The sequence below is a fragment of the Streptomyces marianii genome (assembly GCF_005795905.1).
Classification (GTDB): domain Bacteria; phylum Actinomycetota; class Actinomycetes; order Streptomycetales; family Streptomycetaceae; genus Streptomyces; species Streptomyces marianii.
Genome location: NZ_VAWE01000001.1, coordinates 4,431,904 through 4,446,165 on the forward strand (window position 1 = coordinate 4,431,904; position 14,262 = coordinate 4,446,165).

Genomic DNA, 14,262 nt, shown 5'->3' on the forward strand with positions numbered 1-14,262 from the left:
GGTCAGAGGGTCCGGTCGAACTCACTCAAGGCAACGGCCGCGTCACGGTGCCGCCGCGTCGATCGCCTTGACGATGCGCTTGTCGGAGACGGGGTACGCGGTGCCCAGCGCGTGGGCGAAGTAGCTCACCCGCAGCTCCTCGATCATCCAGCGGATGTCCCGGACCTCCTGCGGCACCGGCCGGCCCTTGGGCAGCTGCTCCAGGAGCCAGGCGTACTCGTCCTGCATCTCGTGGACCTTCTCCATACGCGTCGTGTCGCGCTGGACGGAGGTCGGCATCTGCTGTAGCCGGCGGTCCACCGCGACCAGGTAGCGCATCAGGTCGGGGAGCCGGCGAAGGCCCGTCCGCGTCACGAAGCCCGCCGGCACGAGCCACGTCAGCTGCTCGCGCACGTCCTTGGCGTTGCCGGCGAGCGCCGGGCTGGTCGTGCTCTTGAGGCGGCGGTCACAGGCCTGCCAGGCGGCCAGGATCTGCCCCACTTGGTCGACGGTCCGCACGGTCGCGTCCACCAGGTCGGCGCGGACCTTGTCGTAGAGCTTCCGGAACGATTCCTCGTCCCAGGCCGGTCCGCCGTGGTCCGCGATCAGCTTGTCCGCGGCGGCCGTCGCGCAGTCGTCGAAGAGGGCCTGGACCGAGCCGTGCGGGTTGGCGGACAGGGCCAGCTTCTGCTGGTTGGACATCCGGTCGGAGGCGAACTTCGCGGGGTTCACCGGGATGTTCAGCATGATCAGCCGACGGGTGCCCCGCCACATCGCCTCCGCCTGCTCGGCCTCGGTGTCGAAGAGGCGTACCGAGACCGACTCGCCGTCGTCCACCAGCGCCGGGTAGGCCTTGACCGGCTGGCCGGCACGGCGGGTCTCGAAGACCCGCGTCAGGGTGCCGATCGTCCAGGTCTTCAGCCCCGTCCGTTCGACGGCGTCGCCGCCGGACCGGCCGGCCGTGGCCGCGACGGCCTCCGAAAGCGCCTTGCGGGCCTTCGGCTTCAGCCGCAGGCGCAGTGCCTCCAGGTCCTTGTCCTCGGCCAGCTTGCGGCGCCGCTCGTCGACGATCCGGAAGGTGACCTTCAGATGGTCCGGGACTCTCGCCAGGTCGAAGTCGTCCGCCGAGACCGGCACCCCGACCAATTGCTGGAGCTCCCGTGCCAGCGTGACCGGCAGCGGCTCCTGCAGTGGGACGGCCCTCTCCAGGAACGCCTTCGCGAAGTCCGGCGCCGGCACGTAGTTCCGGCGGATCGGCTTCGGCAGGGAGCGGATCAGTTCCGTCACGACCTCGTTGCGCAGACCCGGGATCTGCCAGTCGAAGCCCTCGGCCGTGACCTGGTTGAGCACCTGGAGCGGAATGTGCACGGTCACGCCGTCGGCGTCCGCGCCCGGCTCGAACTGGTACGTGACGCGGAACTTCAGCCGCCCCTGCCGCCACGAGTCCGGGTAGTCGTCCTTGGTGACCGCCCCGGCCTTCTCGTTGATGAGCATCTCGCGCTCGAAGTCGAGCAGCTCGGGCTGCTCACGGCGCTTGTGCTTCCACCACGAGTCGAAGTGGGCCCCGGACACCACGTGCTCCGGCACCCGCTGGTCGTAGAAGTCGAACAGGGTCTCGTCGTCGACGAGGATGTCGCGGCGACGGGCCCGGTGCTCCAGCTCCTCCACCTCGGTGAGGAGCCTGCGGTTGTCCGCGAAGAACTTGTGGTGCGTACGCCAGTCGCCCTCGACCAGGGCGTTGCGGATGAAGAGATCACGGCTGACCCCGGGGTCGATGCGCCCGTAGTTCACCTTGCGCTGGGCGACGATCGGCACGCCGTACAGAGTGACCTTCTCGTACGCCATCACCGCCGCCTGGTCCTTCTCCCAGTGCGGCTCGCTGTAGGTGCGCTTTACCAGATGCTCGGCGAGCGGCTCGATCCACTCGGGCTCGATCCTCGCGTTGACCCGCGCCCACAGCCGGGACGTCTCGACCAGCTCGGCGGACATGACGAAGCGCGGCGGCTTCCTGAACAGCGCAGAGCCGGGGAAGACGGCGAACTTGGCGTTGCGGGCACCCAGGTACTCGTTCTTCGCGCCGTCCTTCACGTCCTTCATCCCGATGTGGGACAGGAGGCCGGCGAGGAGCGAGACGTGCACGGACTGCTCGGGCGCGCCGGCCTCCGCCGCGGGCTCCTCGAAGTGGATGCCCATCTGCTTGGCCACCGTGCGCAGCTGCGCGTAGATGTCCTGCCACTCGCGGATGCGCAGGAAGTTCAGGTACTCCTGCTTGCACATCCGGCGGAAGCTGGACGAGCCGCGTTCCTTCTGCTGCTCGCGGATGTAGCGCCAGAGGTTGAGGAAGGCGAGGAAGTCGCTCGTCTCGTCCTTGAAGCGGGCGTGCTGCTGGTCCGCCTGGGCCTGCTTGTCGGCGGGGCGCTCCCGAGGGTCCTGGATGGAGAGCGCGGCCGCGATGACCATGACCTCGCGCACGCAGCCGTTCTTCTCGGCCTCGATCACCATCCGGGCGAGGCGCGGGTCGACGGGCAGCTGGGCGAGCTTGCGGCCCGTCGGCGTCAGCCGCTGCACCTTCCTCCCCTCCTGGGGGGACTTCTGCGCCAGGTCGAGTGCGCCCAGCTCCTGGAGGAGCTGTACGCCGTCGCGGATGTTGCGGTGGTCCGGCGGGTCGATGAAGGGGAACCGCTCGATGTCGCCGAGGCCGGCCGCGGTCATCTGGAGGATGACGGACGCCAGGTTCGTGCGGAGGATCTCGGCGTCGGTGAACTCCGGCCGGGACAGGAAGTCGTCCTCGCTGTAGAGCCGGATGCAGATGCCGTCCGAGGTACGGCCGCAGCGGCCCTTGCGCTGGTTGGCGCTGGCCTGGCTGACCGCCTCGATGGGCAGGCGCTGGACCTTGGTGCGGTGGCTGTAGCGGGAGATGCGGGCGGTGCCCGGGTCGATGACGTACTTGATGCCCGGCACCGTCAGGGACGTCTCGGCCACGTTCGTCGCGAGGACGATGCGGCGGCCCGAGTGCGGCTGGAAGACGCGGTGCTGCTCGGCGTGCGAGAGCCGGGCGTAGAGGGGGAGGACCTCGGTGTGGCGGAGGTTCTTCTTGTTCAGCGCGTCCGCGGTGTCTCGGATCTCCCGCTCACCGGAGAGGAAGACCAGGACGTCGCCCGGCCCTTCCTTCTGGAGTTCGTCGACCGCCTCGCAGATCGCGGTGATCTGGTCGCGGTCGGACTCGTCGCTCTCCTCCTCCAGGAGGGGGCGGTAGCGGACCTCGACGGGGTAGGTCCGGCCGGAGACCTCGACGATCGGCGCGTTCCCGAAGTGCCGGGAGAACCGTTCGGGGTCGATGGTCGCGGAGGTGATCACGACTTTGAGGTCGGGACGCCTCGGCAGCAGCTGGGCCAGATAGCCGAGCAGGAAGTCGATGTTGAGCGACCGCTCGTGCGCCTCGTCGATGATGATCGTGTCGTAGGCGCGCAGCTCGCGGTCCGTCTGGATCTCCGCGAGCAGGATGCCGTCCGTCATGAGCTTGACGAAGGTCGCGTCCTGGTTCACCTGGTCGGTGAAGCGGACCTTCCAGCCCACCGCCTCGCCGAGCGGGGTGCGCAACTCCTCGGCCACGCGCTCGGCGACCGTCCGCGCGGCGATCCGGCGCGGCTGGGTGTGCCCGATCATGCCGCGTACTCCGCGGCCGAGCTCGAGACAGATCTTGGGGATCTGCGTCGTCTTGCCGGAGCCGGTCTCTCCCGCGACGATCACGACCTGGTGGTCCCGTATCGCCGCGAGGATCTCGTCCTTCTTCTGGCTGACCGGGAGCTGTTCGGGATACGTGACCCCAGGCACCCGTGCCGCGCGCGCGGCGGTCCGCGCGGCGGCCTTGCCGGCCTCGGCCGCGATCTCGTCGAGCACGGCCTGCCGGGCCTCGGGTTTGCGGATGCGGCGGGTGCCCTCGAGGCGCCGCCCGAGCCGGTGCGCGTCGCGCAGCGAGATCTCGGCCAGCTGCTTCTGGAGATCGGCGAAGGAAGTAGACATACGGGATCCAGGATCGCACCCGTGCGAGCGGACTGGCGAACCCATTTCCGGTGGGGCGGGTGCGGGATCAACGGCCGGCTGCGGCGAGCGGTTCCGGTGGGCGGGCAGGCGGAGGAACGGCCGGCGCTTTCCGGGTGGCGTCTGCCGTCGACGGGTGCCGTGCTTCGCGGCGGCGTTGGAGAACGCCGGTCGGTGGGTGGTGGTCGTGGGGCGCGGTCGGTGGGCCCGGGGCGCGGTCGGTGCGGTGGCGGGTCCGGCCGAGGGAAGCGGTGCGGGCGGGTGTCGTCCTGCGCGGCGGAGTTGGCGGTCGGTGTGGGTGGTGGTCGTGGGGCGTGGTCGGTGCGGTGGCGGGTCCGGCCGAGGGAGGCGGTGCGGCAGGCGGGTGCCGTGCTTCGCGGCGGCGTTGGAGAACGCCGGTCGGTGGGTGGTGGTCGCGGGGCGCGGGCGACGGGCCCGGGGCGCGGTCGGTGCGGTGGCGGGTCCGGCCGAGGGAGGCGGTGCGGCAGGCGGGTGCCGTGCTTCGCGGCGGCGTTGGAGAACGCCGGTCGGTGGGTGGTGGTCGCGGGGCGCGGGCGACGGGCCCGGGGCGCGGTCGGTGCGGTGGCGGGTCCGGCCGGGGGTGGCTCTGCCGTCGGCGGGTGCCCTGGCCGCGGTGACGGGTGGCGCAGGGGCCCGCGCCCCGCGGCCCCGACCGGCGCGACCGCCCGTACACGGGGTCGCGCGGGTACGGGCGGGGGCCACGGACGGCCGGTGCGGGGCAGGGCGTACCGGCCGAGGGAGCGGCCGAGCCGTACGATTACGGGCACGTCGACTCCAGGAGCCCCCGTCCATGCCAAGCCCCAGCACCCGTTGGCACCGCGCCCTCGCGGCCGTGGCGGCGCTCACGGCGGTGCTGGCGGGGGCACTTCTCTGCGTGGGGACGAGTACGGCCGCGGACACCGGCGGCACGGCCGGGGCCGGTCGGCCGCAGGTCGCCGTGGCCGGGTCCGGTGCGGTGGCACGGTCGGCTGCTGTGACTCCGCGGGTCGGCGTTGCTGCGTCTGCCGCGGTGGCTCCGCAGGTCGCCGTGGCTGGGCCCACCGCTGTGGGCCCGCAGGCCGCTGTGCCTCCGAACGGTGCGGTGGCCGCCGCCGCTGTGGCTCCGCAGGGCGCTGCGCCCCCGCCCGCTGCGGTCGCTCCGCCCGCCACCGCGGCGAAGCAGGGCGCGGCCCCGGCCGGCGAGCACCGGGCTCCCGGTTGCGGCGAAGGCTCCGCTGACGGCGGGCTGAGCCCCGCCACGCCGCCGCGCGGGTCCGCCGCGCACGAACTTCTGCCCGCCCTGCCGACCACCGCCCATGGCGGGGCCGGCTGCCCGGCGGCCGAAGACGCCGTCCTGGACCTCGCGCCGGAGCGCGCCCCGCCTGCGCTCGCGGCACCCGGCCCGATAGACCTCTCCGTCCTGCGCGTATAGGTCGCGGCATCGCCCCGTCCTGCCCGCAACCCTGCGCCACCCGGAGAGAGAACACCGCCATGCCCGCGTCCCGCACCCCCGCCCCCAGCGGCACCCGTCCAGCCCGCTCCCTCAAGCCGTTCGGGTACGGCGCCGCCGTCGCCGCCGCCGCGGTGCTGCTCGGTTTCGTCTCGTACACGGCCACCAAGCCCGACGACTCCACGACCGGCGGGCGCTCCGTCGCCGACGTCTCCGCCGAGCCCGACGCCGGCGTCTACCCGGAGCTGGAGAAGCTCGCCCGGCGCGACGCCGCCGACCCGCTGGCGCTGGGCCGCGCCGACGCGCCCGTGGTGATGGTCGAGTACGCCGACTTCAAGTGCGGCTACTGCGGCAAGTTCGCCCGCGACACCGAGCCGGAACTGATCCGGAAGTACGTGGAGAAGGGCGTCCTGCGCATCGAATGGCGCAACTTCCCGATCTTCGGCGAGGAGTCGGAGGCCGCCGCCCGGGCCGCCTGGGCCGCCGGGCGGCAGGGCCGCTTCTGGCAGTTCCACAAGGCCGCGTACGCCGACGGCGCCAAGGAGAAGGGCTTCGGCGAGCAGCAGCTCAGGGAACTCGCCGCCGTGGCCGGAGTGAAGGACCTGGCGCGTTTCACCCGCGACGCGGACAGCGAGGAGGCGCGTCAGGCCGTGGCGAGGGACCAGGAGGAGGGGTACGGGCTGGGCGCCACGTCCACGCCGTCGTTCGTGGTCAACGGCCGTCCGATCGCGGGCGCCCAGCCGGCGGGGACCTTCGTCGACGCGATCGAGGCGGCGCGCAAGGCCGTGACCACGGAGCCGGCGGGACCGGAGTCGGCGCCGACGGCCCTGGCTCCCGGCGCGACGGCTCCGGGCACCCCGGCTCCCGGCACGACAGCTCCCGGCACGACAGCTCCCGGAACCCCGGTGCCGGGGACGGCGGGCGGCGAGTGAGCGACATCGGATACCTGGCCGCCTTCCTGGGCGGCCTGCTCGCCCTGCTCAGCCCCTGCAGCGCCCTGCTGCTGCCGGCCTTCTTCGCGTACTCGATCGACACCACGTCCCGGCTCGTCGCGCGTACCTGCGTCTTCTACGCGGGCCTGGCGACGACGCTGGTTCCGCTGGGTGCCGCGGGTTCGTTCGCCGGACGCCTCTTCTACGGCCACCGCGACCTCCTGGTGGCGGTGGGCGGCTGGCTGATCATCGCGCTCGGGGTGGCCCAGCTGGCGGGCCTCGGTTTCGCCTCCCGGCGCCTCGCCGAGGCCGGCGGGCGGATCCGCCCCACGACCGCGCTCTCGGTCTACGCCCTCGGCGCTGTCTACGGGCTCGCGGGTTTCTGCGCGGGCCCGATCCTCGGCAGCGTCCTCACGGTGGCGGCCCTGAGCGGGAGCCCCGCGTACGGAGGGCTCCTCCTCGCCGTCTACGCCCTGGGCATGGCGGTGCCGCTGTTCGTCCTGGCCCTGCTATGGGAACGCTACGACCTGTCCCGCCGCCGATGGCTGCGGGGGCGCACACTGCGCGTCGCCGGCCGTTTCGAGCTGCACTCCACCTCGGCCCTGTCCGGGCTCTTCTTCATCGTCCTCGGCGCCGTCTTCCTCGTCTTCGACGGCACGACGGCCCTCCCGGGACTGCTGTCGGTCGACGACTCCTTCGCCGTGGAGCAGTGGGCCTCCTCCGCGGGGCGCGCGGTTCCCGACTGGGTACTGCTCGCCCTGGTCGTGGCGGCCGCGGCGATCGTCCTCGCGGTACGCGGGCTGCGGGGGCGGGACCGGGCCTGACGGCGTCCCGCCCCGTCGGCGCACCGGTTGGCGTAACCGACACGAAAACACCCCCGTCGAAGATCTTCGACGGGGGTGTTCGCCCTGTGGGCTGCGGTGGCTGGGGCCGGGGTCGAACCGGCGACCTTCCGCTTTTCAGGCGGACGCTCGTACCAACTGAGCTACCCAGCCGTGCGACTCGAGGAGTCGCAGCGGTCCTGACGGGATTTGAACCCGCGGCCTCCACCTTGACAGGGTGGCGAGCACTCCAAACTGCTCCACAGGACCAGAGGTGATGCATTGCGCGAGAGCAAGTCTCGCACACGGTGATGCGTGCCCCCAACGGGATTCGAACCCGTGCTACCGCCTTGAAAGGGCGGCGTCCTGGGCCACTAGACGATGAGGGCTAAGGGCCCGCCTGGGCGCTTCGCAGCGCGTCGGGGACGTGAGAAGCATATGGGATGCGGGGACCTATCGCCAAAACGGTTTACGGGGCGGGGGGCGGCAGGCCCGTCGGGGGCGGAGTCCGGGGCGCGTCCGGACCCTGCGGCGGAGGCGCCTTGGCCAGGTGACGGCTGACCTCGGCCGTCGTGAGGCCCAGCCCGCCGAGGGTGATCTCGTCCCAGGCCTGGAGGGTCCGCGTGTCCCGGTCGAGGTAGAGCACGGAGGCGCGGACCTTCTCGGGCTCCTCGCGCTCGACCGCCCGCAGACCGCCGCCGCCCGTGGAGCCCTCGATCTTGAGACGGGTGCCGAGCGGGAGGATCTCGGTGTCCCGGCGGTGGACGTGGCCCGCCAGGGCCAGCGGCACCTCGCCGTCGGTCTCGCGCGCGGCGACGGGGTTGTGGGCGACCGCGATGTCGACCGGGGTGCCGGCCGCGCGCTGGTCGCGCAGGGCCGAGGCGAGCCGGATGCCGGCCATGCGCTCGGCGGGATCGCCCGCGGGGACCGTCGAGCGGTCCGGGGTGAACTGGGGATCGCCGGTGCCCGCCACCCGCAGGCCGCCCACGGTCACCGCGCGGCCCTCGTCGAGGACGTGGACGTTCTTCAGGCGCTGGAGATAGCTCTGGGTCACGGGCGAGTCGTGGTTGCCGCGGACCCAGACGTAGGGCGCGCCGAGGTCCGGAATCGGGTCGAGGAAGGTGTTCTCCGCCGCCGTGCCGTGGTCCATGGTGTCGCCGGAGTCGATGATCACGTCGATGTCGTACTGCTCCACGAGTGAGCCGATGATGTGCCACGAGGCCGGGTTGAGGTGGATGTCGGAGACGTGCAGCACGCGCATGGTGCTCGGGTCCTGCTGGTAGACCGGCAGCGTGGAGGTCGCCTCGTACAGCTTGGTGACGTTGGTGACGAGGCGTGCCAACTCCTTCTGGTAGACGTCGAATTCGGTGACGATCGAGCGCGCGTTGCCGACGACCGAGGGTGCGCTGCTCAGCAGGCCGGAGAACCTGGGCTCCAGTACCGACTTCGGGTTCCAGGTGGCCCATGCGCTCACCCCGGAGGCGGCCAGCAGCACGAGGGCCAGGCCGCCGGCCGCGAGGGCCCGGCGCGGGCGGCGGTAGACGACGAGGCCGAGGGCCGTGGCGCCGGAGACCACGGCGACGCAGGAGCGCAGGGCGAGCTCGCGTGTGCCGTCCGTGACGTCCTGGCCGATCTCCTCCTGGAGTCCGGCGAGACGCTCGGGGTGCTCGACGAGTGCCTGGGAGCGGACGGGGTCGAGCCGGTCGATGTCGACGTCGAGCCGGATCGGCGCGGTGTGCGAGTCGAGGTCGAGGGCGCCGAGCGGGGAGACGTTGATCTTCGTGCCGCCGGAGAGGGACGGGCTGAGCGCCATGTCCGTGTCCACGGGGCCCACCGGGGTGCGGACGGCCCCCACGACCAGCAGCCCCAGCCACGCCCCCAGCAGGACGACGGCCACGAGTCCGAAGGCGCGGCCGTACGGGTGAGGGCTGTGGACCAGGGTGCTGACGGGGTTCGTGTGGTGGGACCGGTAGTGGCGCTTGAGGCGGACGAGGCCGGCATGGAGAAGTTCGTGGACGCGGGCCATTGGACGCGTATGCCCGCGTCCGCGCCGGGCTATGCCCACCGGCGGGGGCGCGTGTGCGTGACAATGGCCGGGTGCTGGAGATGACGCGCGAGGAGTTCGAGGAACTGGTCGCCGAGGCGCTGGACAGGATCCCGCCCGAGCTGACACGTCTGATGGACAACGTCGCCGTGTTCGTCGAGGACGAACCCGACCCGTCCGACCCCGAGCTGCTCGGGCTCTACGAGGGGACTCCGCTGACGGACCGCGGGGAGTGGTACGCGGGCGTGCTGCCGGACCGGATCACGATCTACCGCGGGCCGACGCTCCGGATGTGCGAGTCGCGCGAGGACGTGGTCGAGGAGACCGAGATCACGGTCGTCCACGAGATCGCGCACCACTTCGGGATCGACGACGAGCGGCTGCACGCGCTGGGTTACGGATGAGGCCGGCAGCCGTGCCGGCGACGGGACCGGGGCGCGCAGCCGTGCCGGCTACGGCACCGGGGCCGGGGTGCCGATGAGCGAGCACCCGTATCCCCCTTCGCACGGCCTCCGTTCGGAGGCGATCGACCCGGACGTCGACCTCCATGCGCCGGCCCAGCGCATCGAGACCGAGGGGCCCCGGAAGTGGAAGGTCCTCGCGGTGGTCGCGGCCGGCGGGGCGATCGGGGCGTCGACGCGGTACGGGGTGTCCCAGCTGTGGCCCTCCGTCTGGGCGACGTTCGCCGTCAACGCGTTCGGCTGCCTGCTCATCGGGGTGCTGATGGTGCTGGTGAGCGAGCGCGGTGTGGTCACACGTCCGCTCGTGCGGCCGTTCCTCGGCGTCGGGGTGCTGGGCGGTTTCACCACCTTCTCGGCGTACGTCCTCGACTTCGCCCGGCTGTTGGAACGCCACCGGGCGGGCGCGCTGCTGTACGCCGCCGCGACGCTCGCCGCGGCCATGGGGGCGGTGTGGCTGGGGGCGTCGGCGGCGCGCCGGCTGGTGGACCGGCGGAGGTCGGCTCCGTGAACTGGGTGCTGGTCGTGGTGGGCGCGACGGTGGGCGCTCCGCTGCGCTATCTGATGGACCGTGAGATCCAGCTGCGCCACGACTCGGTCTTCCCGTGGGGCACGTTCGCGGTGAACGCCTCGGGCAGCTTCGTCCTCGGCCTGCTGGCCGGCGCCTCGATCGCGTCGGGCAGCTACGAGCTGCTCGGCACGGGGCTGTGCGGCGCCTTGACGACGTACTCCACCTTCTCGTACGAGACGCTGCGGCTGGCCGAGCGGGGCTGGCTGCTCCTGGCGCTGGCGAATGTGGCCGGGTCGGTGCTGGTGGGGCTGGGGGCGGTGATCCTCGGGGCCGATCTGGCGGGGGGCTTGGCGCGTTAGGCCCGATCCGGCGGCGGCGCCCGGCGGTCGCGCAGGGGCGTGTCCCCTGCGGGGCTCGGGGAGTTGGGCAGGGAAACCGCGTCCTGTGCCCCGGAGGTGCCACCGTGCGCCAGCTGTCCGCCCCCGGCCGTTGTGCCGTCTGGTTCGCCACCGCACTGGCCGTCGCGGCCTCCGCCGGCTGTGTGAGCGTGAGCGACGACGCCGACGATCCGGCGCCGGTGAAGACACCGCAGCGGCGCGGTGCCGCCGCCGAACCGGACGGCGGCGGGGGCGCGCCGGGCGGTTCCGGCGGTCGGAGCCGGACGGGCATGGGTGGTACGGGGCCCTCCGGTGGCGGGTCCGGGAGTGCGGGTGCGGACGAGTCGGTGAGCCCGGGAGCCTCCGCGGCGCCGCCGGCCTCGCCCTCCAGGGGTACGGGTGAGGCGAAGCCGCCGTCCCCCCAGCGGCCGACCCCGCCGCCCGGCCAGCCGACGCCGCCCGCCGAGCCGACACCTTCGGCCGAGCCGACGCCGCCCACCGAGCCGACGCCGTCGAGCCCCGATCCCGGCCCCTCCGGAGAGCCGACCGACCCGCCGACGGAGTCACCGGCCGCGGAGACCCAGCTGGGCGGGATGAGGGAGGCCGTCGACACGCAAGGGGAGGGGTTCGGCACGGAACCGGAGGCATCACCACAGATGGCACCCGTGTGACGGTGGCCGAGGCGCGGCGGGGAGGCGGTCGGAGTTCCCGGTCGCGAGGCGCCGGCAAGGTGCTCGTGCGCCGGCCGCGTACCCGGTCGTGGGACGTCGGGCCGGCGCCCGTTGACGCTCGGCGGACAGCACGGGATGTCCGGTCGGAGCAGGTGCGGGGGTGGGGCTCCTCGAGAGCGTCCCGAGAGCATCCCGGGAGTGTGACGAGCGACGCACCGAAGCGGTTTGCCTTGAGCCGGGGAGGGTGCGTATGGTGGTAGATCGTTTGATCCCATTTGCCCGGCGCCACCACCGAAGCGCGCCGCGTGTGGCGCGTACTCTCCCTTGCCGTGGCTGACCGCATCGAGGCGGTCGAATTGCGAAACACGGAGTTTGGGCGCGTGCCGAGACTCCGGAAGGTTTCGCATTTCGCATGTCCATTTCCAGTTCTGACCGTGCCGTCCTGCCCGAGAACGACGAGATCGTCGAGGCCGGGAACACCGGGAACACCGACGGCACTCTCGTCACCGACGAGGCCGCGGACACCACCGAGACGTCCGACGCGCCCGAGGTGACCTTCGGCGACCTCGGCCTCCCCGAGGGCGTTGTCCGCAAGCTCGCCCAGAACGGCGTCACCGTCCCGTTCCCGATCCAGGCCGCGACCATCCCGGACGCCCTGGCCGGCAAGGACATCCTCGGCCGCGGCCGCACCGGCTCCGGAAAGACCCTCTCCTTCGGTCTGCCGCTGCTCGCCACCCTGGCCGGCGGCCACACCGAGAAGAAGAAGCCCCGCGGCGTCATCCTCACCCCGACCCGTGAACTCGCCATGCAGGTCGCCGACGCGCTCCAGCCGTACGGCGACGTCCTCGGCCTGAAGATGAAGGTCGTCTGCGGCGGTACGTCCATGGGCAACCAGATCTACGCCCTGGAGCGGGGCGTCGACATCCTCGTCGCGACCCCGGGCCGGCTGCGGGACATCATCAACCGCGGCGCCTGCTCCCTGGAGTCCGTCCGGATCGCGGTCCTCGACGAGGCCGACCAGATGGCCGACCTGGGCTTCCTTCCCGAGGTCACCGAACTGCTCGACCAGATCCCCGAGGGCGGCCAGCGCCTGCTGTTCTCAGCGACGCTGGAGAACGAGATCGACAGCCTCGTCAAGCGCTACCTGGTCGACCCGGTGACGCACGAGGTCGACCCGTCCGCCGGTGCCGTCACGACCATGACCCACCACGTCCTGGTCGTGAAGCCCAAGGACAAGGCGCCGGTCACGGCCGCCATCGCCGCCCGAAAGGGTCGCACCATCATCTTCGTCCGCACCCAGCTGGGCGCGGACCGCGTCGCCGAGCAGCTGCGGGACGCCGGAGTGCGGGCGGACGCGCTGCACGGCGGTATGACGCAGGGCGCCCGCACGCGCACGCTCGCCGACTTCAAGGACGGCTACGTGAACGTGCTGGTCGCGACCGACGTCGCCGCCCGCGGTATCCACGTCGACGGCATCGACCTGGTCCTGAACGTGGACCCGGCCGGTGACCACAAGGACTACCTGCACCGCTCGGGCCGCACCGCCCGCGCCGGCCAGTCCGGCACCGTCGTCTCGCTGGCGCTCCCGCACCAGCGCCGCCAGATCTTCCGGCTGATGGAGGACGCGGGCGTGGACGCCTCGCGCCACATCGTCGGCGGTGCCGGCGTGTTCGACCCCGAGGTCGCCGAGATCACCGGCGCCCGTTCGCTGACCGAGGTCCAGGCGGACTCCGCGAGCAACGCCGCGAAGCAGGCCGAGCGCGAGGTCGACCAGCTCACCAAGCAGCTGGAGCGTCTGCAGCGCCGTGCCGTCGAGCTGCGCGAGGAGGCCGACCGCCTCGTCGCCCGCGCGGCGCGGGAGCGGGGCGAGGACCCGGAGGCCGCGGTCGCCGAGGCCGCGCAGGCGGCGGAGGCGGACGTCCAGGCAGTCGCCGAGGTGTCCGTACCGGAGCAGCCGGTGCGTGAGGCTCGCGAGGAGCGTCCGGTCCGCGAGCTCCGTGAGCGCCGTGACGACCGTCGTGACGAGCGGGGCAACTTCGAGCGCCGTGACCGCCGGGACAACGACCGTGGTGACCGCGGTTTCGAGCGTCGTGACGACCGTGGTGGCTTCCGTCGTGACGACCGCCGGGACAACGACCGCGGTGGCCGTTCCTTCGAGCGCCGTGACAACGACCGTCCGTTCAACCGCGACCGTCGCGACAACGACCGCGGTGGCTTCCGGCGGGACAACGACCGCGGTGGCTTCCGGCGGGACAACGACCGCGGTGGCCGTTCCTTCGAGCGCCGTGACAACGACCGTCCGTTCAACCGTGACCGCCGGGACAACGACCGTGGTGACCGCGGTTTCGAGCGTCGTGACGACCGTGGTGGCTTCCGTCGTGACGACCGTCGCGACGACCGCGGTGGCCGTTCCTTCGAGCGCCGCGACCACCGCGCCGGCAGCGACCGTCCGTTCAACCGCGACCGCCGCGACGACCGCCCCTCGGGCGGCGGCTTCCGCTCCGGCGGCCACGACCGCCCGTACGGCCGCCGTGACGACCACCGCGGCGGTTCGAGCTCCGGCTCCTTCGGAGGCGGCCGCCGTGACGACAAGCCGCGCTGGAAGCGCAACGGCTGACGCTGGGGCCAAGCCCTGACGAACGGGCCCGTACCGCACTTCGGTGCCGTACGGGCCCGTTCGCCTTGGACGGGTTCGAATCCCCTTTTCAGCGCCGGTGGGCCGGCGTTGGGGCCGACGCACTCGCACGGGGGCCGGCTGGGTGTCCCTCCCTCGCTCCCTCCCTCTCGCTGGTCGGCGTCGGCCGTCGCGGGGCCGTTCGGCCGGCGCGACGACGTGCTGGTGCGGCCGGGCTCCGAACTGCGGCCGTACCGCCCGGTTGGAGGCAAGGCGTCGACCCCGACGGCCGCGTACACGTCGTTGGGGTCGGTGAGGGCCCGGCCGGTCCAACGTGCTGACGTCGCCCGGTGATCCGAGAGGT

At 72.6% G+C, this 14,262-nt stretch carries 10 protein-coding genes and 3 tRNA genes; 8 read left to right on the top strand and 5 right to left on the bottom strand.

The features are described 5' to 3' along the window. Positions 1–42 precede the first annotated feature (42 nt). Positions 43–4,002, bottom strand: coding sequence for an ATP-dependent RNA helicase HrpA (gene hrpA / locus FEF34_RS19970; protein WP_138054386.1), 3,960 nt, complete (start codon positions 4,000–4,002; stop codon positions 43–45). Positions 4,003–4,831: 829 nt separating this feature from the next. On the opposite strand from hrpA, the gene FEF34_RS41340 reads away from it, so the two are divergent. Genes FEF34_RS41340 through FEF34_RS19985 form a run of 3 tightly spaced genes read left to right on the top strand, consistent with a single transcriptional unit; the run spans position 4,832 to position 7,226 of the window. Then, positions 4,832–5,452 (top strand): hypothetical protein, encoded by a 621-nt coding sequence (locus FEF34_RS41340; RefSeq protein WP_171053018.1) that lies wholly within the window; start codon positions 4,832–4,834, stop codon positions 5,450–5,452. Positions 5,453–5,511: 59 nt separating this feature from the next. Further along, on the top strand, positions 5,512–6,402 hold the full coding sequence (locus FEF34_RS19980) for a DsbA family protein (RefSeq protein ID WP_138054388.1): 891 nt from the start codon (positions 5,512–5,514) through the stop codon (positions 6,400–6,402). Continuing rightward, the gene (locus FEF34_RS19985) at positions 6,399–7,226 is read left to right on the top strand and encodes a cytochrome c biogenesis CcdA family protein (RefSeq protein WP_138054389.1); all 828 of its coding nucleotides are present in this window, start codon (positions 6,399–6,401) and stop codon (positions 7,224–7,226) included. The genes FEF34_RS19980 and FEF34_RS19985 overlap by 4 nt, the downstream gene beginning before the upstream one ends. 97 nt (positions 7,227–7,323) lie before the next feature. Here FEF34_RS19985 and FEF34_RS19990 read toward each other — a convergent pair. The 4 genes from FEF34_RS19990 to FEF34_RS20005 all read right to left on the bottom strand — a co-directional run bounded on the left by FEF34_RS19990 (position 7,324) and on the right by FEF34_RS20005 (position 9,249). Beyond that, positions 7,324–7,397: transfer RNA gene (locus FEF34_RS19990), tRNA-Phe, on the bottom strand. Positions 7,398–7,418: 21 nt separating this feature from the next. Further along, positions 7,419–7,493: transfer RNA gene (locus FEF34_RS19995), tRNA-Asp, on the bottom strand. 46 nt (positions 7,494–7,539) lie between these two features. Then, positions 7,540–7,612: transfer RNA gene (locus FEF34_RS20000), tRNA-Glu, on the bottom strand. Positions 7,613–7,692: 80 nt separating this feature from the next. After that, complete coding sequence (locus FEF34_RS20005) at positions 7,693–9,249, bottom strand: metallophosphoesterase family protein (RefSeq protein ID WP_138054390.1); 1,557 nt, start codon at positions 9,247–9,249, stop codon at positions 7,693–7,695. A 71-nt stretch (positions 9,250–9,320) separates the two neighbouring features. Here FEF34_RS20005 and FEF34_RS20010 point away from each other — a divergent pair, with 71 nt between their 5' ends. The 5 genes from FEF34_RS20010 (at position 9,321) to FEF34_RS20030 (ending at position 13,901) form a co-directional block, all read left to right on the top strand. Then, on the top strand, positions 9,321–9,671 hold the full coding sequence (locus FEF34_RS20010; RefSeq protein WP_199800681.1) for a metallopeptidase family protein: 351 nt from the start codon (positions 9,321–9,323) through the stop codon (positions 9,669–9,671). Positions 9,672–9,744: 73 nt separating this feature from the next. Further along, a complete protein-coding gene (locus tag FEF34_RS20015; protein ID WP_138054391.1) occupies positions 9,745–10,236 on the top strand; it encodes a fluoride efflux transporter FluC in 492 nt (163 codons plus the stop codon). After that, complete coding sequence (crcB, locus tag FEF34_RS20020; protein WP_138054392.1) at positions 10,233–10,595, top strand: fluoride efflux transporter CrcB; 363 nt, start codon at positions 10,233–10,235, stop codon at positions 10,593–10,595. Before FEF34_RS20015 ends, crcB begins: the two co-directional genes overlap by 4 nt. A gap of 104 nt (positions 10,596–10,699) precedes the next feature. Continuing rightward, positions 10,700–11,284 carry a hypothetical protein gene (locus FEF34_RS20025; protein ID WP_234042468.1) on the top strand — a complete coding sequence of 195 codons (585 nt, stop codon included), beginning with the start codon at positions 10,700–10,702 and terminating at the stop codon, positions 11,282–11,284. A 412-nt stretch (positions 11,285–11,696) separates the two neighbouring features. Next, a complete protein-coding gene (locus FEF34_RS20030) occupies positions 11,697–13,901 on the top strand; it encodes a DEAD/DEAH box helicase (protein ID WP_138054393.1) in 2,205 nt (734 codons plus the stop codon). Positions 13,902–14,262: the final 361 nt, after the last annotated feature.